Origin of the sequence: Streptomyces sp. CB02009 (assembly GCF_001905825.1) — a bacterium.
Classification (GTDB): Bacteria; Actinomycetota; Actinomycetes; order Streptomycetales; family Streptomycetaceae; genus Streptomyces.
This window is the reverse complement of sequence record NZ_LIVV01000003.1, coordinates 190748-210362: the sequence shown is the minus strand read 5'-3', so window position 1 is coordinate 210362 and position 19615 is coordinate 190748. Positions and strand designations below refer to the sequence as shown.

Here is a 19615-nt window from a genome sequence, read left to right as displayed (position 1 = left end):
TTGGGCGGCGCGCCGGTCCACCCAGGTGGCCCGAATGGAGTACATTGACGAACCCTGGGTCCGGACGCCTTCACGGGTGCCCGGGATCAAGGGGAGGGGGCCGGACACGGCGCTCGACCGGCGGCGCGGCGGCATCGCACGGGAACCGACTGCACAGAGTGACCGCCTGTCACTCCGGGTAGCCAACAGGTCACCGTGTCATAACGGCGCCCCAGGGTCCACGCCCGACACGCCGGGCAACTCGGCAAGGTAGTGGCAGGCTGCACCCGGGCAGGCCACACTCGACTAGCGGAAGCAGCGACGCACGTGACGTCGGCAGGCACCACCCGGGAGGTCCCCATGCCCGAACTGCGTGTCGTGGCCGTCTCCAACGACGGCACACGACTGGTGCTGAAGGCTGCTGACAGCACGGAGTACACACTTCCGATCGACGAGCGGCTTCGCGCCGCCGTGCGCAACGACCGTGCGCGCCTCGGCCAGATCGAGATCGAGGTGGAGAGCCACCTCCGCCCCCGCGACATCCAGGCACGGATACGAGCCGGTGCCTCCGCGGAGGAGGTCGCCCAGATGGCCGGGATCCCCGTCGACCGCGTGCGCCGCTTCGAGGGCCCCGTGCTCGCCGAGCGCGCCTTCATGGCGGAGCGGGCCCGCAAGACCCCGGTCCGCAGGCCGGGCGAGAACAGCGGCCCCCAGCTCGGCGAGGCGGTGCAGGAGCGGCTGCTGCTGCGCGGCGCCGAGAAGGACACCGTGCAGTGGGACTCCTGGCGCCGGGACGACGGCACCTGGGAGGTGCTGCTCGTCTACCGGGTCGCCGGCGAGGTCCACACGGCCAGTTGGACGTACGACCCGCCCAGGCGGCTCGTCCAGGCCGTGGACGACGAGGCCCGCGCCCTGATCGGCGAGACGGACGACACGATCGCCGCGGCGCCGGAGCCGAGCTTCCCGTTCGTGCCGCGGATCGCCCGACTGCCCCGGGACAGGCCGCTCGACCGCGCCCTGGACCGCCAGATCGACCGGTCCGACCGTCAGCTGGAGCGGGCGTCCGCGTCCGCCGAGGCGGAGGACGAGCGGGACTCGCTCACGAGCCTCCTGGAGGCCGTGCCGAGCTTCCGTGGCGACATGGTCGTACCCGAGCAGCCGGACTCGTCGGAGCCCCTGGAAGAGGCCGAGGCGGAGGAGCCGCCGGCCCCCGCCGCTTCGGCGGGCGCCGGTTCCGCGTACGCCGACGTCCTGATGCCCCGCGCGGTCTCGGGCCACCGGGACCGGCTCACCGGCACCACCGACCGGCAGGCCGAGGCGGACGGCGTCCGCCCGGGCCGCCGCGCGGCGGTGCCGAGCTGGGACGAGATCGTCTTCGGCACCCGCAGGAAGAAGCAGGACTGACGGCCTCGACCGTACGAGGAGAGGGCCCGCGCCGATTCGGCGCGGGCCCTCTTCCGTGGGCGGGGAGCCGGGTGGCCGGACCCGTGGGCGGGGAGCCCCCTGCGGGCGGACCCGTGGGCGAGGAGCCCGGTGGGCGGACCCGTGGGCGGAGAGCCGGTGGGCGCGAGCCCCGGTACGCGGGAGCCCCAGCGGGGAGGCCCCGCACGGAGAAGCCGTGCGGGTGCCGGGCGCCGGGGCCTGTCACGGGTGTCCGGCGCGCCGGGGCCTGTCGCCGGTGGCCTCTGACGGTGGCGTCCGCCGGTTCGGTGGATCCTGCCGGTTCAGTGGATCCTGCCGGTTCGGTGGGCCCGGACTACTGCGGGTCCGGGCCCGTGGCCACCGGGCGGGCGGGGTCGGCGGACCACTCGGACCACGAACCCGCGTAGAGCGCGGCCGGGATGCCCGCGATCTCCAGCGCGAGGACCTCGTGCGCGCCGGAGACGCCCGAGCCGCAGTAGACCGCGACCGGGGTCCCCTCGGCGGCGCCGAGCGAGGTGAAGCGGTCCCGCAGGGTGTCGGCGGCCAGAAAGCGTCCCTCCGCGTCGACGTTCTCGGTCGTCGGGGCCGAGACCGCTCCGGGGATGTGACCACCGACCCGGTCGATCGGCTCCACGTCCCCGCGGTACCGCTCGGCGGCGCGCGCGTCCAGGAGCAGCCCCGCGCGGGCGAGCGCCGCCGCCCCGTCGGCGTCGAGCAGCCCGAGCGCGCCCGGCCGCGGCCGGAAGTCGCCCGGCTCCGGCGTGGGCACCTTCTCCGTGAGCTCCCCCGTCCAGGCCGCGAGACCGCCGTCCAGGACCCGGACGTCCTGGTGGCCTGCCCAGCGGAGCAGCCACCAGGCACGGGCCGCGGCCCAGCCGAGACCGCCGTCGTAGACGACGACCGGAGTGTCCGCGGAGACACCCGCCCGGCGCATCGTGGCCCCGAAGGCCTCCGGGTCGGGCAGCGGGTGGCGGCCGCCGTCCCCGGGCGCGCCCGCCAGCTCCGTGTCCAGGTCGACGTAGACCGCGCCGGGGAGGTGTCCGGCCTCGTACGCCGGGCGTCCGGGCGGGCCGCCCAGCGTCCAGCGGACGTCCAGGAGAACCGGCGGCCGGGCCCCGGCCGACTCGCTCAGCAGTTCGCTTACGACGATGATGGGGTTCATGGGTGCCATCCTCGCGCAGCCGCGCGGCCGCGGGGGACGAACCCGGCGTCCTCCCCGCGTCGTCGCGGCGGGTTCGCGCCACTCTTTGGTGCGACCGGGACGCGCCACGGCCCCGTCGGTGACACCATCGGACGGGGACACGGGCACGACGATGGTCCGAGGAGAGAGTCACGATGACCGAGGCGACTCGGCGCACACCCGGCACACCCTGCTGGGTGAGCTTGATGGTGCACGGGCTTGACGCCACGCAGGAGTTCTACCACGCGCTCTTCGGATGGGAGTTCGAGCCCGGTCCGCAGCATCTCGGACCGTATGTGCGCGCGCTGCTCGACGGCATGGAGGTGGCCGGCATCGGCCAGCTGCCGCCCGACCGGCATCTGCCGATCGCCTGGACGCCCTACCTGGCCACCGCCGACGCCGACGAGACCGCCGAGAGCATCCGCTGCTGCGGCGGCACCGTGGCCGTGGGTCCGCTGGACGCGGGCGAGGCGGGCCGGATGGCCGTCTGCTCCGACCCGGTGGGCGCGGTCTTCGGCGTCTGGCAGGCGGAGGCGCACCACGGCACGGCGACGGCGGGACCGCCCGGGACCCCCGTGTGGAACGAGCTCCTCACCTTCGAGACGTCGATCGGCAAGTTCTACCGGACGGTCTTCGGCTTCGAGGTGGAACCGGTCGTGTCCGCCGACCACGACTACGCCACGCTCCTGCTGGACGGACTCCCGGTGGCGTCGCTGCACGGCGTCGGCAACGCGCTCCCCCGGGACCGGGGCCCGCACTGGATGACGTACTTCGAGGTCGCCGACACCGACGCGGCCGCCCGCCTCGTGCTGCGGCTCGGCGGTCATGTGCTGCGTCCGCCGCGCGACGCCACGGCGGGGCGGACGGCCCTGGTGACGGACCCGGAGGGCGCTGTCTTCACTCTCGTCAGGTCCCCCGAGGCATGAGCCGGGGAGGCCGCCGCCCGCACAGGTGACGCGGCGGCCCCGACCCGGTGGACCGGCCTGGTCCGGGCCGTGGAGCGGGCCGGGGATCAGCTCTGTCGGGACCTGGCGAGACTCCGGCGGAGCCGTGACGGCACGCCGCCGCCCCGCGTCGGCGTCTCCGTGCCGCCCGGCAGGCCGAGCAGGGTCAGCCGCTCGCCGTCGAAGTGGTGCGCGATGCCGGGGTCGGCGTGGTGCTCGGCCAGGAAACGGGCGGCCTCCTCGCGCATCCCGGGGTGGCTCTTGTGCCGCATGCAGTAGCCGACGGCGCGGACGAGCGGAGTGAGCGAGTCCGGCGCGGCTCCGGGAACCGCGGGCTCCTCGCCCTGCTCCAGGTCCGCGACCAGGTGGTCGACGACGGTGAGCGGGATCCGGTTGCTGTTCTCGAAGGGCGTGAGCCGTCCGAGGACCTCGGCCGTGCCCACGCGCGCGACGGGGACCCCGTAGTAGACGGCGGCGGTGAACATCGCGGTCGAGAAGCAGCCGACGACGAGCCGGGGCCGGCACCGCTCGTAGAAGGTCTCGGCGAGCAGCGGCCCGTCGAGGACGGTGAGCCGCACGCCGGACCGCTTCGCCTCCTCCCGCAGCGCCGCCGAGTAGCCGGCGGGCGCGGACGGGTGCGGCTTGAAGACCACCGAGCGGTGTCCGGCGGCGGTGGCGCCGCGGAGCATCCGTACGTGCAGTTCCTCCTCCTCCTCGGCGGTGAGGAGGTTGAGGGCGGCCAGGTACTGGCCGAGCATCAGGGCCGTGGGCTCGGCCGCGGCCGCCCGGACGGTCTCGGGGTCGTCGGCCGCCTCCTCGGCGATCTCCGCGAGGACCGCGCGGAACGCGTCGTCGGGGACCAGCTCCGGCTCCACGCCGTACTCGCTCAGGAGGAGGGGGCGCAGGCCCGGCACCAGGTCGAGGTGGAGGACCCGCCGGATGCGGCAGGCGATCGACTGCGCGAGGTCGTTGCGGGTCGGGCCGTAGCTCATGAGGCCGTCGGCGTAGACGTGGAGGGCGCTCTCGGGGAAGCAGCCGGCCAGTGCCTTGGCGGGGTTGACCTGGATGGATTCGACGACCAGCTCCACCGGGACGGTGCCGAGGTCCCACGCGGTGCGCATCACCCGCTGCCAGAGCGGGGCGTCCTCGGGCCGGGGGGCCCAGGCGGCCGGGTGGTACGGGTGGATGGTCTCGTTCCAGTCGAGGACGCCGTCGAAACGGGCGGCGATCCGCGCGTAGCCGGTCATCGCCTCCATGCGCGGCGCGGTCTCCGGGATCTCGGCGTTGCGCGAGATCAGCAGGAGCCGGCGGTGCTCCGCGCGGGGGCCGAACTGGCCGGCGTCCAGCGAGGCCGCGAGGGTGGCGGCGCCGTACAGGGTGGACACCTGGAAGATCTGGACCGGTCGGCCGTCGGTGGCCGGGGCGGGCACAGGTGCCTGGTCGGCGGCGGGGGCGGGGGCCATGGGTCAGGCGGTCCTTACGGTGTCGCGCAGGCTCCGGAGGAGGGTGCTGCGGGGGGTGTCCATGGTGGAGAGGGTCTCTTCGAGGACCTGCTGCGGCATCCGGTGCAGCGCGTCGCGCACCTCGGCGCGGAGCCGCTCGGCGACGGCGGGCTCGTACGTGCCGACCTTGCCCATGTGGAAGGCGATCATCGCGCAGTAGGTGCGGACCGCCTTGGGGAGGAACCGGTCAGCCTCCGGGTCGCGGGAGACGTCGGCGAGCAGGGTGTCGTACGAGGGAATGAAGTCCAGCTGCCGGTTGTCGGTGATCTGGGTGAGCGAGGTGGTGACGCCCCGGCGGTAGAAGACGCCGTGCAGGGAAAGTGCCGCGAAGGTGCGCGCCTTGAGGTGGAGGCGCCAGACCCAGAGGCGGTCCTCGGCCGTTCTCAGGGACGTCTCGAAACGGGATTCGCCGTTCTGGAAGAGACGGGAGCTGTAAATTCCGAAGGGGACGAAGGGATAGTCCACCATCGTCACCATGCTGGCGGGCGAGATTCCGTCACGCGGGTCGAGCACGGTGTCGCGGCGCTTGGCGGGGGCATAGCGGATGTTCCGCTTGCGGCCTTCCGAGAGGACGTGGTCGGTACGGGCGAAGTCGCAGTCCAGCTGCTCCATCCCGGCCACCATGGCCTTGAGGTGGCCGGGCGCGTACCAGTCGTCGCCGTCGAGGAAGGTGATGTGGTCCCCGCGCGCAGCGTCGATTCCCGTGTTGCGCGCCTGGGCGACGCCGCTGTTCGTCTCGTGCCGGATGACCGTCGCGTTCGGCAGCCGGTCGCGCCACCGGTCGAGGATCTCCGGGGTGTCGTCCGTCGAGCAGTCGTCGACCAGCAGGAACTCGAATTCCGGATCCGCGTTGTTCGCGAGACTGCGCAGGGTGTCGGGCGCATAGGCCCCGACGTTGTGGAACGGTACGACGACGGACAGTTTCGGCACTCGTAATCCCCATACTGAATCGAACAGTTAAACGCCGCTACGGCGGGAACGGTAACGCTCCACTTTTCCCGGCGAACGATCCGCGTGTGCACTCCGGGTGAACTCTTGGCGTCTCCCGTGGAAAGTCCGCGCGGAAGCACTTTCACGCGACGGCGGGTGCTTCCGCCGGCCGTTCCGCACGCCGCCCGGCCCGTCGGTGGAGGACGCCCGTGGCGATCAGGGCGAGGAGGGCGGTCAGACCGGCGGCGCCGCCGAGCTTGATGCCCGGCGGGCGGTACGAGCAGGTGACCGTGTGCGCCCGGCCGTCGAGCGGGATCGCGACGAGACCCCGGTACGCGCGCGCGGGGCGCGGCTCCGCGTCACCGGCGGCACAGCGCCAGCCGGAGATGCGGGGGGCGGCGAGCACCGCGGTCCCGGTGCTGCCGGGGGGCAGTGCGGCCGTGACGGTGTGTCCGGTGGCGCGCACCTCGGTGGCGCCGGTGGCGGTCAGCTGCCGCACGGCGGAGTCGAGCCGGGCCCGGACCAGGCAGCCGACCGGTTGGCGGGGCAGCCGGACCGGGCGCTCGGGGCTCAGCTCGATCCGTACCTCGCCGGAGCCGGGCACGGTGCCGAGGGCCCGCATGGGGGCCCGGACGGCGGGCGGCTTGCCCTCGAAGTCCACGCGCGGCTCCCCCGCGAGGGTCGCGCCGCCGCGGTACTCGGGGGCCCAGAACCAGGCCTGGGAGCCCGCCGGGCAGCGGGCGCTGACGGTCAGTCCGGCACGCTCGACGGCCGGCAGCTCGTAGACGTCGGCGCCGAGGAGCCGTTCCTGCTCGGCGAACGCGGAGTCCCCGGGGTGGGTGGCCGGCCGCTTCGCCGGACGGACGGTGACCAGCGGCGGGACGGGCGTGGTGGCGACGGTCACCGTCGCCCGGGGCAGCGCGTCCTGGCGCACCGGTGCGGAGGGCACCGAGCGGACCCGGGTGCCGATGGAGAACAGGGCGTCGGTGACCGGGTTGTCGAGGGTGACCGGGTGGCGGCCCTTGGCGTAGTAGCCGAAGCCCAGGGAGGCGAGGGTGCGGGAGGTGACCTCGGAGGTGAGGCTGCTGTAGTAGTCGGCCCCCTGACCGCCGACGATCAGGACGTCGTTGCCGCCGGGGACCTCTCCCGGTTCGGTCCGGTGCTGGGGCCAGGCGTCCGCGCGGGCCACCTCCTCGGCCACGGCGGTGTGCCAGGGCCCGATCCGGGGCGACCAGGCGACCTCGTCGCGCTGCTGCTCCACGATCCGCTTCCCGCTGACGGCCGCCTCGCCGGCCTGCGCGGCGACGAGGAGCACGACGGCGAGGACGGGCAGGAGGCGCGCGGTGGTCCGCGGTCCCCGGGCGGAGGCGGATGAGGGCGCCGGAGGTTCGGCGGCCGCCGTCCCGCGGCGGTGCGCGAGGGCCGCCATGGCGGCGGCGAGGGCGAGGACCGCGGCCACACCGAGGGCCGGATAGGTCCAGCGGTCGATGTCGATGCTGCCGTGGGCCGCCCACGCGAGGAGCCCGAGCAGGGCGCCGCCCGCGAGGAGCGCGGTCGGGCGCGGCACGCCGCGGGCGGCAGAGAACCAGCCGGCGGCGATCAGCAGCCCGCACAGGACGAAGGCCTGCCGGTACGGGCCGCCGTTGGGCGAGGCGCCCGCGTGCCAGAGCAGATGGGTGGGCTCCCACTGGAGGGAGAGCGTCACCAGGACGACGGCGGCCGACCAGCCGGCCCGGACGCGCGGGGCGACGGCCCCGTTGAAGGGCAGGGTGAGGGCGAGCACGAGCGCGGGCGTGCCGATGAAGAGGGCCGGGCTCGCGAGGCTGGCGGTGGCCGGCAGGAACCTGGCGAGGAGTTCCGTGAACGCGGCGGGCGCGAAGGTGGACTCCGGGGTGGGGTCGGCGGCCTTGGTGCCGAGGAAGACGACCACGACGAGCGGTGCGGCGAGGCCGATGCCGATGAGGACGCCCCGCGCGGCGCGCAGCGCGCCCGCGAGGCGCTGCCGTGCGCCGGCCGTCTCCGCGGCGGTGAGGAGCCGGACGAGGAGGACGACGGCGGCGCCGATGGTGGCCATGTAGGCCGTGTAGAAGTTGGCGGTCCAGGCCAGGGCGACCACGACGGGGCCGAGGACGGGGCGGCGCCCGGTGCGGGCCCACTCGCCGACCAGGCAGAGCAGCGGGAAGGCGACGAGTCCGTCGAGCCACATCGGGACGGTGGCACCGAGGTCGAAGGTCCAGCCCGAGAGGGCGTACGCGCTGCCGAGCACGGCGGCGACCGGCCAGGGGCCGGGTCGCATCCGCAGGAGCAGCAGCGCCATCGCCGCCCCGGCCGCGGTGATCTTGACCGCGGTGACGACGTACAGGGCGAGTTCGACGCGGTCGGCCGGGAAGAGCACGACGAGCAGGTCGAAGGGGCTGCTCAGGTACGTGCCGATGTCGCCGAGGAAGCCGGCGCCGAAGCCCGAGTTCCAGTTGAGGAAGGCGTCTCCGTGGGTCTCGCCGAGGAGGAACGAGCGCCAGTACGCGTGGAACGGCAGGTACTGCTGGCCCAGGTCGACGATGTTCCTGGTCACCGGGCCGAAGGGGTAGCTGCGCGAGAGCCGGGTGGCGAGGGCGAGCAGGACGGCGGTGAGCAGGGCGGCCGCGACGGGCCCGGCGACGGCCGGGGAGAGCGGCCGGCGCCGCGGGGAGCCCGGCGCACGCGTCGGGCCCCCCTTCCCCTCCTCGCCGTCGACCTCGTCGAGCACGGTCTCGGCGGCGGGGGGCACACGTCCTCCAGGGGGTGTACGGAATCAGGGGCGCCCGGATGATCCGTCACGGGCCGACCGCCATTACCGCCGAGTCGGGCGACCCGTAACCGATCATCAGGCGGTGTTCCGGTACACCTCGGGTGAACTCCCGGTGCCCCGGGCCCGACGGGCGTGGGAGGGGACGGGCGGGGGCCGCCCCGGGGCCGCCCGGTCGGGGCTGCCCCCCTCGCCCGGCCGGGGGATCGCTAGGCGACGAGCTCGTCGACCGCGCGGGCCACCACTAGGCGACGAGTTCGTCGACCGCGCGGGCCACCGTGCCGAAGAGGTCGGTGACCGTCGTGAGGCTCGCGGCCTGGAGCGCGTCCGCCGACGTGACGGTGCCGTCGGGGGCGGCCAGGGAGCGGGTCGCGGTGGCCTCGGCGACCACGGTCGGGCGGTAGCCGCGGTGGAAGGCGCCCTGCGCGGTGAAGAGGACGCACATGTGCGTCATGAACCCGGCGACGACCAGGTCGCCGGTGACGCCGAGGTCCTTCAGGACCGCTTCGAGGTCGGTGGCGTGGAAGGCGTCGGGGAACTGCTTGACGACGACCTTCTCGCCCTCGATCGGGGCGACTTCCTCGCTGATCGCGCCGATCTCGGCCCGGATGTCGTAAGGGGTGCCCTCGCCGCCGTCGTTGACGACGTGCACGACGGGCGCCCCCGCGGCACGGGCGGCGGCGAGCAGACGCGCGCCGGCGGCCAGGGCCCGCTCGGCGCCGTCGAGCCGCATGACGCCGGTGCGGTAGGTGTTCTGAAAGTCGATCATGATCAGCGCCGACTCGCCCAGGCGGGGCAGGTCCTGGGGAAGGCCGATCACATCACGGAGGGTGGTGGAGGCGGTCATGGCGGTTCCTTTCGTCGGGGGTTTCGTCAGGGGTTCGTCAGGGGGTTTCGTCAGGAGTGCGGGAGCGGGAGGCGGAGGGAGGGGACGGGTTCAGGAGAGGTTCTTCGGGGTGCCGTCCGGCGCGAGGTCGACGAGCGTGCCCTCGATCCCCTGGGCCTCGAAGGCCTTCACGAGGGACCGCGTGTCCTCGGAGTAGATGTTCCAGCTGTCGGTGTGCACCGGGACGACCTTGCGGGGGGCGAGGTGCTTCGCGACGAGGGCGGCGTTCGCGGAGGTCAGGGTCAGGGGCGCGTTGTCGAGGATCGCGGGGGTGCGGGCGGCTCCGGCGAAGAGGACGACGGTGTCGACGGGGCCGATGTCCTTCCTGACGCGGTCGCCGACCTCCTCGGCCACCGCGACCGAGGCGTTGTCACCGGAGACGTAGGTGGTGGGGACGCCCTCGCCGCTGAGGACGAAGCCGGTGACCTCGCCGTCCGCGCCGCGGTCGACGCCGTCGGGGCCGTGCAGGGCGGGCACGGCGGTGACCTCGACGGTGCCGCCGGCGGTCTTCAGCTCCCGGGACTCCCAGCTCCTCAGGGCGGTGACGTGGTCGCCGAGGCGCTTGCGCGCGCCGGGCGTGGAGAGCACGACGGGTATGTCGTCGAGCAGGGCGCGGCCCGAGTCGTCGAGGTTGTCGTCGTGCTGGTCGTGCGAGAGCAGGACGGCGTCGATCGTGCCGAGGCCGTCGATGCCGAGGGCGGGTCCCCGGAGCTTCTCCAGACCGCTCTTGTACGTCTTCGGCGGGTCGAAGGTCGGGTCGAGCAGGAGGCGCAGGCCGCCGATCTCCAGGATCGTGGTCGGCCCGCCGACGTGCGTGACGGTGAACGGCCGCGCGGCGCCGGCCGCGTCCTCCCCTCCACAGGCGGCGAGGAGGCTCACGCCCGCGGTGGCCGCCACGGCCCCTGCGGCGACGCGGCGGAACGTCGAACGGTTCATGGGGGAACACCAGCTCTCTCGTTGCGAACGGTCGGGCGGCCCGGAGGGCGGCGCCGACCCCCCGGACTGTTTTCAACGCTAACACAGCTCGTAAGCAACGATTACAGAGAACTGTTAGCGCTGTTATCGTGGGAGCCATGTCGACCGCACGCGCGCGCATCCTGGAAGCCACCGAGGAACTCCTCGCCACCAAGGACGCCCTCGCGATCTCGACCCGCGCCATCTGCGACCGGGCGAAGGTCGGCATGCCCGAGATCTACCGGCAGTTCGGCGACAAGCAGGGCCTGCTCACGGCGGTCGCCGACATCGGCTTCGAACGCTTCCTGGCCGAGAAGCGGAAGAACCCGCTCACCGACGACCCGGTGGCGGACCTGCGGACGGCCTGGGACAGCCACGTCGCCTTCGCGCTCCGCAACCCGCACCTCTACCGGCTGATGTTCACGCCCTCAGGCGACACCAGGCCGGGGGCCGTCACGGAGGCGCAGGCCATCCTCCTGAAGGCGGTGGAGCGCTGCCGTGACGCCGGGCGGCTCCGGACGCCCCCGGAGCTCGCGGGGCGCGCGATCCTCTCCGCCAACGTGGGCGTCTGCATGATGGCGCTGTCGTTCCCCGACCTCTTCGGGGACTCCGACACCTCCCCGGCGGTACGGGACGCGGTGATCGGCAAGGTCACCGGCGACGAGCGGGAGGACGGCCGGATCGGCACGGCGACCGTCCTCGCCCAGGCGCTCGTCGGCACCCTCACGGGCACCGCCGCCCCGAGCGCCGCCGCCCTCGACCGGCTGGCAGAGGCGCTGCTCCCACCGGCACCGCCCTCGGAGCCGTAACCGCCGGTCAACTGCCGCCGCAACGTTCCGGCCATGGCTCTCCACCGGCCTACGCTCGCAACTCCCATACCAGGAGGAGGAGTACGCCATGGAGAACCCGACCCGTAAGGTGGCCGCGGCCGGTGCCGCCGCACTGCTGGCCGCAGGGCTCGTCGTCGCCGGTGCCGGTGCGGCGGGCGCGGCGGAGACCGGCCCGGCCGAGCGCATCACCTCGGCGGCCCAGCTCAAGGACAGCATCCGGCTCGCCGTCGCCCAGGAGGAGCAGGCCGGGGAGCAGGGGCTGAGCCAGAGCGTCGGCGGCCGGGTGACGCAGGTCGCCGGCACCCAGTCCGGCACCTGCTGAGGCGGAGGTGACCACCGTGGGCGAGGACGGCTCCTCGCAGACCTGGTGCCCCAGCGGAGAGGCGCACGCGCCGGAATCCGTCGTCCTGGGCGTGCGGTCCGGGCAGGACGGGCGGGTGGTGTACCTGGCCGATCCCGTACCGGCGGCCGAGGTGCTCGGCGAGATTCCTCAGGGCGTCGAGCCCCGACGCGTCCTGCGGTTCGCGTCGCACTGCGTCAGCGACTGCGTCAACCGCAGGGGCGGCGACTGCACGCTCGTGGAGCGGGTGCTCTCCCGGCCCGCGGCGCAGGAGGACGGTCCCGTCCCGCGGTGTCACCTCAGGGCGCGGTGCCAGTGGTGGAAGCAGACCGGGGTGGCCGCGTGCGCACGCTGCCCCGCCGTCTCGACCCGCCACCACGCCGACGACGAGCTGGCCGAGCTGGTGGCCGATCCGGCCACCACGCAGGAGCAGCTCGACGAATGGATCGCGGTGGCCGGCTGACCTCGGGTCAGCGGCTGTCGAGCGGTACGCGGAAGGTCCCCGGACGATCTGTCCGGGGACCTTCCGCGTACTGTCGGGGCCGCGGCCGCTCACCCGCGGCCCGGTGGCGGGTCTCCCCTGATGTCCCGCTCCGACAGGCGGTTCACCCGGGGCGACGGCGTGGTCAGCTCGCCGTGGACGGCCACCGCCGCCGCGTAGCCGCGGTCGACGGGGATGTCGAGCAGGGTCCAGCCCGCGGGCGGCAGCGCTCCGTCGGGGCTGCCCGAACCCACGTAGTCGGCCGCCGGGTCACGGCCGAGACCGGTGCCGAGCCCCTTGAGGTAGGCCTCCTTGCGGGTCCACAGCCGGGCCAGTGCCCTGGGGCGGCGCGGGGGTGGCAGCGCCTCGATCTCGCGCTGTTCGGCGGGGTGCAGCATGGCGGCGAGTTCGGCGGCGCCGCCCGGGTCGGCGACCAGGTCGACGTCCACGCCGATGGGCGCCACCGCCGTCCCGACGAGGACGAGGTCCCCGCGGTGGGAGAGCGAGAAGTGCAGCCCGCGCGAGGCGCCCAGGACGGTCGGCCGCCCGTGCGGACCACCGCAGCAGGGGCAGGTCTCCCGGCCGTAACGGATGTCCTGCGGAAGCGTGTCGAGGTACGTGCCGAGCAGCCGGCGCAGCGCCAGATGGGCGGCGGTGAAGCGGACCCGGTCCTCCGCGTGCGCCAGACCCGCGGCGCGCTGCCGCTCGGTGGCGTCCAGGACACCGGCGTCGAGGCCGGTGCCCCGGGCGTCGGAGACCCTGAGCAGCCACAGGTCCAGGGAGCCTGGTCGTGGCAGAGCACGCGGCGGTGGCAGGGGGGCGAGCAGCAGGGTGCCGCTCGCGGAACTCCGGGGACCGCTTCTGGGATCACTCACGGGACCCCTCCTGTTCGATGACGGATGCGCGGACGCGGGTGGCCGTCGGGACGGATCAGCCTTGTTCGGGAACGGCGTACCTGAGGGCCCGCCGGTCGGACGGGTCGGCCGGGTCGGAGGACGGGGCGGACGGGTCCGCCGGCTCGGGTGGGCCTCCCGGCTCGGGTGGGCCTCCCGGCTCGGCGGCCTTGGCGGACTCTGCGGACTCAGTGGACTCCGCGGGCGGTTCGGTGGGTAGGTCCCGGCGGGCCCGCAGCGGGCCGGCGAGCAGCAGTACGGAGCTGACCGCGAGGCCGGCGGTGAGCAGCCACAGCGCGGGGCGCAGCCCGAGCACCCCGCCGAGTACGCCGCCGAGCAGCGAACCGATCGGAATGGCGCCGAAGTTGGCGACGGAGACGCTCGCGGTGATGCGGCCGAGCAGCTGCGGCGGGCAGTACTGCTGGCGGAACGCGCCCTGGATGACGTTGGCGGACACGACGCCCAGGGCGAGCATGGCGCCGCCGACGGGCAGCAGGACGACCCGCCAGCCCGGTTCGGCCAGCGGGATGAGCAGCCCGAACGGGGCCGTGGCGAACTTGCAGAGCAGCATGCCCCGGGCGGTGCCGAAGCGGCGTGCCACGGGGGTGGCGACGACGGCGCCGAGCAGGCCGCCCACGCTGCTGCCGGCCAGCAGCCAGCCCACCATGGCCTCGCCTACGTGGAGTTCCCGCACGAGGAACACGGTGAGGATGGCCTGGTAGCCGGTGAGCAGCAGGTTGGTGACGGTGCCGTAGGTGGTCAGGACGCGCAGATAGGGGTCGCGCACGGTGTGCCGCAGCCCCTCGGTGACGTCCTTGCGCAGGGCCTGGGGCCGTTCGGGGCGCTCCGGCACCGGTTCCCTGGCGCGGATGCCGAGCAGGCACAGGGTGGCGACCAGGAAGGTCGCGGCGTTGGCGACGAGACCGGCGACCGCTCCGAACGCGCCCGCCAGGGCACCGCCGCCGCCGAGCCCGGCGAGCTGCGCGGCCGATTCGCTGCCCTGGAGCTTGGCGTTGGCCTCGGTGAGGTGCTCGCGGGGGACGACGAACGGCACGTACACCCGGTACGCGATGGAGAAGAAGACGTTCGCGACCCCGGTGAGCAGGGCGACCAGGAGCAGCTGCGTCATGGTCAGCACATCGAGCCAGGCGGCGGCCGGAACGCTGAGCAGGAGCACCAGGGAGGCCACGTTGCAGGCCACCATCAGCGGGCGGCGCGGCAGCCGGTCCACCCAGGCGCCCGCGGGCAGCCCGAGGAAGAGCCACGGCAGCCAGGCGGCGGCGGCCAGGGCGCTCACCCAGAAGGTGCTCGCGTCGAGGGTGACCACGGCCACCAGCGGCATGGCGACACCGGTGACGTTGCTGCCGAAGCGGCTGGTGGTCTCCCCGGCCCACAGGAGCCGGAAGTCGCGCTGCCGGAGCAGCCCGTCCCGGCGCCGCGCGTTCATCGGGTGGCCACCGCCCTCGCCGCGGCCGCGTCGGGCGGCACGCCGTCGGACGCGACGGGCTCGTCGGACCGCACGCCGTCGGACGCGACGGCCACCAGCTTGGCGGCCTCGGCCGACAGGCGCTCGGCGGCGTCGTCCCAGCGGGCCCGGCGGCCCGCCGAATCGGCGGTGAGCTCGGCGAGTTCGGCCCGTGCCCGGGCCAGGGCGTCGGCGGGTCCGGTGCCGCCGGGTCCGCCGCCGTGGGCGCAGGCGGCGGCCACCGTCTCCGGGTCGAGCCAGTCGGCCGGGTATCCGGCGGCGGCCGCGGCCACGCCGGGATGGGCGCGGGCCGCGTCGGACAGCGGCGTACCGCTGTCGAGGGCGCCGAGGACGGTCTCGCCGACCAGGTGGTGGGCGGTGCGGAAGGGGATGCCGTCGACGACGAGGCGTTCGGCGAGGTAGGTCGCCGAGGTGAAGCCCTCCCGGGCGCGCTCGCGCATCCGGTCGCGGTCGGGTTCCGCCCCGTCGACGACGAGCCGGAGCAGTGTCACGGCCTGGGTGGTGTCGGCGAGACCGGGCCACAGATGGCGGGCGGCCTCGGTGCCGACGGCGATGGCGTTGGTGTAGCCGGCGGTGGACATGGCCGCCGCGGCGCCGGTGAAGCCGGCGAGGGCGGCGGTCGAGCGGCCCTGGATGTGTTCGAGCAGGAAGGGGTTGCGCTTCTGCGGCATCATCGAGCTGGAGCCGACCAGGTCGTCGGCCATCCGGAGCAGCCCGAACTCCTCCGTCGTCCACCAGGTCAGGTCGCGGGCCACCCGGGCCATGAGGACGCCGAGGACGGCGGCGGCGGAGAGCATGCGCAGCACGAAGTCGCGTGACGCGACCGCGTCGACCGAGTTGGGCACGGCGGCGGTGAAGCCGAGGAGGTCCGCGGTGCGGGCCGGGTCCACCGGCACGGACGTGCCGCCGACGGCGCCCGCGCCGAGCGGGTTGACGTCGATCTCCCGCCCGGCGTCGAGCAGTCCGGCGAGCGCGCGGAGCACCCCGCCCGCGACCCCGGTCAGGTAGTGGCCGTAGCTGATGGGCACGGCCGGCTGGCCGTGGGTGTACGCGGGCATGGTGACGTCCCGGTACTCCTCCCCCTTGTCGAGCAGGACCCGCGCCAGCTCGGCCGTTTCGTCGAGGAGCCGCCCGTAGGGGGCGCGCACCTTCAGCCGTACGGTGGTGGCGTTGAGGTCGTTGCGGGAGCGCCCGGTGTGCAGCACCCCGCCGGTCTCCTGGCCGAGCCGGTCGACGAGCCAGCCCTCGTACGCCAGGTACAGACCGCGCGGCATGGGGCGGGTCCGCACGGGGGCGAAGTCCTCGGCGCGGAGGGCGTCGACGGTGTCGAGGAGGGCCGCGGCGCGGCTCGTGTCGACGATGCCGCGTTCGGCGAGCATCACCAGGTGGGCCCGGTCGACCTCGCTGATCAGCCGTAGTTCGTCGCCGACCGGGTCGCCGTCCTCGGCGCGGTACTGGTCGTAGACGATGCGGTGGGCGCGCGGGTCGAGCCCGGTGCGGAGCCGCCCGGTGTGGACGCCCGCCTCCTGCGTGCCGCTCATGCCGGCACCACCTCCCGTACGGACGCGCGCGCCGTCACCGGAGCGGACACCGTCTCGGGGGTCGCGGTCGCAGCGGTCGGCGCCGTCGCGGAAATCTCCGTCGCAGGCGTCGCCGTCGCGGGCGTCACGGTCGCGGGCGTCACCGGGGTCAGCGCCGTGGCCAGTCCCCGCGTGAGCGCGGTCTCGGCGGCCTCGGCCGACGCCTCCGGAGCCGCACCTGCGGCGATCACATGGCCCACCCGTCCGCGGAAGTCCTCGGCCGGTGCGACCGCGGTTCCGGCCGGGCGGTAGAGGGCGGTGTCGACGACACCGGGCACGGCGCGGGCCGCCGCCTCCGCGGCGGCGACGTCCGCGACGACGCTGTCGGCGCCGGCCGTCAGGAAGCGGATGGAGGCCGCGCCCGCGGCGTCCGGCGTACCGGCGAGGTCGACGGGCTCGCCGAGCGCCGCCCGCACCTGGGCGCCGACCAGGTCGACGCCGCGGGCCCGGCGCACGAGCTCCGGGATCATGCCGCCGGCCAGCCGGGGGTTGACCTCGATGACGCGGGCGACGTCGCCGTCGAGGCGGAGCTCGACGTGGGCCGCGCCCCAGCCCAGGCCGAGCGCCCCGACGGCGCGTACGGCCGTGTCCACGAGCGCGGCGGCCTGCGCGGCGGGCAGGACGGCCGGCACGTCGTGTCCCGTCTCGACGAACACCGGGGGCGCGCCGACGTGTTTGGCGACCGTGACGACGGCCTCCTCTCCGAAGACCTCCACCGAGAACTCGCGCCCGGTCAGGTACTGCTCGACGAGGACCACGCCCGGGGTGCGCAGACCGCGTTCGTTGACGGTGGCGGCCAGCAGGCCCTTCGCGTGGTCGGCCACCTCGTCCCGGTCGCGGCACAGGCGTACGCCCAGGCTGCCCGACCCCTGCACCGGCTTGACGACGACCGGGCCGCCGAGCCACTGGGCGGCGGCGATCGCCTCGGCGACGTCGCCTGCGACCGAGAAGCGGGGCACGGGCACCCCGGCCTCGGCGAGGGTGCGGCGCTGCGCGGCCTTGTCGCGGACGGCGCGGACGGCGTCGGCGGACGGGCCGGGAAGCCCGAGGCGCGCGGCGAGGGCCGCGGCGGTGGCGACGTAGTACTCGGAGCTGGAGAGCACCCCGGCGACCGGCGCGGCGGCGGCGAGGCCCGTCACGGCGAACCACAGGGCGTCGTCGTCCGCGGTGTCCACGACGACGGTGCGCAGCCCGTCCTCGGCGGCGTACGGGTAGCGGGCGGGATCGGCGCTCAGGAGGACGGGAACGACTCCGAGGTCGCGGGCCCGCGCGGCGAACTGGCGTCCCGTGCCGGTGGTGTTGGACTCGACGAGGAGCAGCAGCGGGGCGGTCACGACCGGACCTCCGGCGTCGTCGGGTCACCGAGGTCGGCGACCTCACGGGGCAGTACGTCGCCGAGGGCGGCGACCTCCGGGGTCATCACGTCGTCGAAGCCCCGGCGGGCCCACACCAGACGGGTCCACGAGGACGGGGCGTCCAGCGGGTGGTCGACGGTGACCGGGCCGCCGGGGGCCGGCGCCGGCTCGATGCCCTGCTCGCGCAGCCACTCGGCGTGGTAGACGGTGGACTGGTAGCGGTAGCCCTCGTCGGGCAGCACCATGACGACCTTGCTGTCCGGGTTGCGCGCGGCCCACCAGGAGGCGACCTGGAAGGAGGCGCCGCTGGTGGGGCCCATGAACAGCCCGTGGTTGCGGAAGAGTTCGTGGGTGGCGTGGAAGGCCTCGGGCGCGGTGACCCAGTGCACCTCGTCGTAGGCGCTGTGGCGCACGTTGCCCGGGTGGATGCTGCTGCCGAGGCCGCGCAGGGTGCGCGGGCCGTCGGGCGAGCCGAAGATGATCGAGCCGTGGGTGTCCACCCCGACGAGGTGCAGCGCCGGGTCGGCGGGGCGCAGGGCGGCGGCGAGGCCGCCGGTGGAGCCGCCGGAACCGACCGGGCCCACCAGGCAGTCGACGGAGCCGACGGTCTCCCCGATGAGGTCGGCGACCACGGCGTACGCGCCGGGGTTGTCGGGGTTGTCGTACTGGCCGGGTACGAAGCTGTCGGGGTGGAGGCTGCGCAGTTCCTCGACGCGGGCGAGGCGGGCGCCCTGGATGCCGCCGCTCTGCCCGGCGTACTCGACGATCTCGACGGTGGCGCCCAGCATCTCCAGCCGGTTGCGCAGGTCGCGGTCGATGGCGGAGTCGCCGACGATGGTCAGGTCGTAGCCGCGCAGCCGGCACACCATCGCCAGGCCGAGCGCGAAGGTGCCGGAGGAGGTCTCGATGACCCGGCTGCCGGGCCGCAGCAGTCCGGCGGCCTCGGCCCGGTCGATGATGTAGCGCGCGGGCAGCAGCTTCATCAGGCTGAAGGCCGCCGCGTAGAGGTTGTCGGTCACCTGGATGATGCGGGGCAGTTCGGTGGCGTCCACCACCGAGTCGTGCAGCCTGCCGACGCCCGCGATCGTGGTCGTAGTCATGTCAGTCACCCGTCGTGAAGATCCACTGCTCGTGGATGCCGATGTTGTGCAGCAGTCGCTGGGCGTGCTCGGTGCGGGCGTCGACCTCGGGGTCGTCGCGGTCGTAGAGGAGCCCGGCGATGTCCCCGCTGTGCGCGGCCTGGATGCCGAGGGCGCCGGTCTCGCGCACGATGGAGCGCAGGCCGTCGAGGCGGGGGATGGGCAGGTGCCGCTGGTTGATGTCGGTGCTGGCGGTGGCGACGGCGCCGACGAGGGCGACGTCCTTGGTGTGGATGGCCTCGCGCAGCATCACCTGGAGTTCGGCGAAGAGTTCGAGTTCGGCCGTGCCGTACTCGGCGGGCGGGAAGGCCAGTGTGTCGACGCCCTTGCCCTCGTTCTCGGGCCGCGAGCCGAAGCCGAGGACCCGGACGGCCGGCATGCGGTACCCGAAGTCCTCGATGACCTTGCCCTCGCGCTGCGCGAACAGCACCGAACTCTCGTTGAACATCAGGGAGTCGGACGCCGTCTCGGCCCGTACCGCGATCCTGGCGATCTCCTCGGGCGGCAGCGGGGACACCAGGGCGTCCTGGACGGCCCAGACCGCGGCCAGGACGTCGCTCGTGGAGGAGCCGAAGCCGCGGCAGAGCGGCACGTCGCCGGTGAGTTCGAGATGCCCGCCGACCGGGCCCTCCCCGGGCGGGAGGCAGGCCTCGGCGGTGAGCTGGGCGGCCCGTCGCGCCTTGGTCTTCCACGTCGGGTGGACGGTCAGCTCCTCGCCCCGCGCGGGGATGAACGAGGCCCGGGTGGTGTAAACGGTGCACGGCAGGGTGACCAGTCCCCGGGTGAGCTGGCCCTGGTGCGGAAAGACGCCCTGGAGAATTTCGCCGTGATGTATGGGGGCCGAGGCGACGCCGACCCGCCAACCGGAATGATCCACCATGTCCTTGACTTCCTCTGGGGGCCGGACCGCACCACTCACAGGGCCTGGC

At 74.4% G+C, this 19615-nt stretch carries 17 protein-coding genes; 5 read left to right on the top strand and 12 right to left on the bottom strand.

Annotated features, from left to right (window positions below):
• Positions 1 to 339 precede the first annotated feature (339 nt).
• Complete coding sequence (gene sepH / locus AMK27_RS13845) at positions 340 to 1383, top strand: septation protein SepH (RefSeq protein WP_073906379.1); 1044 nt, start codon at positions 340 to 342, stop codon at positions 1381 to 1383.
• Between the two features lie 352 nt (positions 1384 to 1735).
• Here sepH and AMK27_RS13840 read toward each other — a convergent pair whose 3' ends face one another.
• Positions 1736 to 2563 carry a sulfurtransferase gene (locus AMK27_RS13840; protein ID WP_073906377.1) on the bottom strand — a complete coding sequence of 276 codons (828 nt, stop codon included), beginning with the start codon at positions 2561 to 2563 and terminating at the stop codon, positions 1736 to 1738.
• A 173-nt stretch (positions 2564 to 2736) separates the two neighbouring features.
• Here AMK27_RS13840 and AMK27_RS13835 point away from each other — a divergent pair, with 173 nt between their 5' ends.
• The gene (locus AMK27_RS13835; RefSeq protein ID WP_073906375.1) at positions 2737 to 3507 is read left to right on the top strand and encodes a VOC family protein; all 771 of its coding nucleotides are present in this window, start codon (positions 2737 to 2739) and stop codon (positions 3505 to 3507) included.
• 86 nt (positions 3508 to 3593) lie between these two features.
• On the opposite strand, the gene AMK27_RS13830 is transcribed toward AMK27_RS13835, so the two are convergent.
• From AMK27_RS13830 to AMK27_RS13810, 5 genes are all read right to left on the bottom strand, one after another.
• A complete protein-coding gene (locus tag AMK27_RS13830) occupies positions 3594 to 4988 on the bottom strand; it encodes a polysialyltransferase family glycosyltransferase (RefSeq protein ID WP_107425562.1) in 1395 nt (464 codons plus the stop codon).
• Positions 4989 to 4991: 3 nt separating this feature from the next.
• Positions 4992 to 5957 (bottom strand): glycosyltransferase family 2 protein, encoded by a 966-nt coding sequence (locus AMK27_RS13825; protein ID WP_073906373.1) that lies wholly within the window; start codon positions 5955 to 5957, stop codon positions 4992 to 4994.
• 142 nt (positions 5958 to 6099) lie between these two features.
• The gene (locus tag AMK27_RS13820; protein WP_073906371.1) at positions 6100 to 8724 is read right to left on the bottom strand and encodes a YfhO family protein; all 2625 of its coding nucleotides are present in this window, start codon (positions 8722 to 8724) and stop codon (positions 6100 to 6102) included.
• A gap of 262 nt (positions 8725 to 8986) precedes the next feature.
• Positions 8987 to 9589, bottom strand: a complete 603-nt coding sequence (locus AMK27_RS13815; protein ID WP_073906369.1) for an isochorismatase family protein — start codon at positions 9587 to 9589, stop codon at positions 8987 to 8989.
• A gap of 90 nt (positions 9590 to 9679) precedes the next feature.
• On the bottom strand, positions 9680 to 10564 hold the full coding sequence (locus AMK27_RS13810) for an MBL fold metallo-hydrolase (RefSeq protein WP_079188422.1): 885 nt from the start codon (positions 10562 to 10564) through the stop codon (positions 9680 to 9682).
• A gap of 137 nt (positions 10565 to 10701) precedes the next feature.
• Here AMK27_RS13810 and AMK27_RS13805 point away from each other — a divergent pair, with 137 nt between their 5' ends.
• The 3 genes from AMK27_RS13805 (at position 10702) to AMK27_RS13795 (ending at position 12215) form a co-directional block, all read left to right on the top strand.
• Entirely contained in the window at positions 10702 to 11391 is a 690-nt protein-coding gene (locus tag AMK27_RS13805; RefSeq protein ID WP_073906367.1) for a TetR/AcrR family transcriptional regulator, read from the top strand.
• Between the two features lie 88 nt (positions 11392 to 11479).
• Entirely contained in the window at positions 11480 to 11734 is a 255-nt protein-coding gene (locus AMK27_RS13800; protein ID WP_073906365.1) for a hypothetical protein, read from the top strand.
• A 7-nt stretch (positions 11735 to 11741) separates the two neighbouring features.
• Positions 11742 to 12215: a hypothetical protein gene (locus AMK27_RS13795; protein ID WP_231071282.1), complete on the top strand. Its 474-nt coding sequence runs from the start codon at positions 11742 to 11744 to the stop codon at positions 12213 to 12215.
• 89 nt (positions 12216 to 12304) lie between these two features.
• On the opposite strand, the gene AMK27_RS13790 is transcribed toward AMK27_RS13795, so the two are convergent.
• Genes AMK27_RS13790 through AMK27_RS13765 form a run of 6 tightly spaced genes read right to left on the bottom strand, consistent with a single transcriptional unit; the run spans position 12305 to position 19566 of the window.
• A complete protein-coding gene (locus AMK27_RS13790; protein WP_073906363.1) occupies positions 12305 to 13108 on the bottom strand; it encodes a 4'-phosphopantetheinyl transferase family protein in 804 nt (267 codons plus the stop codon).
• A 55-nt stretch (positions 13109 to 13163) separates the two neighbouring features.
• The gene (locus AMK27_RS13785; protein WP_073906361.1) at positions 13164 to 14573 is read right to left on the bottom strand and encodes an MFS transporter; all 1410 of its coding nucleotides are present in this window, start codon (positions 14571 to 14573) and stop codon (positions 13164 to 13166) included.
• Positions 14570 to 16153, bottom strand: a complete 1584-nt coding sequence (gene argH / locus AMK27_RS13780) for an argininosuccinate lyase (protein WP_073906359.1) — start codon at positions 16151 to 16153, stop codon at positions 14570 to 14572. Before argH ends, AMK27_RS13785 begins: the two co-directional genes overlap by 4 nt.
• Positions 16150 to 17526 (bottom strand): ATP-grasp domain-containing protein, encoded by a 1377-nt coding sequence (locus AMK27_RS13775; RefSeq protein ID WP_079188421.1) that lies wholly within the window; start codon positions 17524 to 17526, stop codon positions 16150 to 16152. Before AMK27_RS13775 ends, argH begins: the two co-directional genes overlap by 4 nt.
• Entirely contained in the window at positions 17523 to 18647 is a 1125-nt protein-coding gene (locus AMK27_RS13770; RefSeq protein ID WP_073906357.1) for a PLP-dependent cysteine synthase family protein, read from the bottom strand. The genes AMK27_RS13775 and AMK27_RS13770 overlap by 4 nt, the downstream gene beginning before the upstream one ends.
• 1 nt (position 18648) lies before the next feature.
• Positions 18649 to 19566: a GHMP family kinase ATP-binding protein gene (locus AMK27_RS13765; RefSeq protein WP_241847486.1), complete on the bottom strand. Its 918-nt coding sequence runs from the start codon at positions 19564 to 19566 to the stop codon at positions 18649 to 18651.
• Positions 19567 to 19615 lie beyond the last annotated feature (49 nt).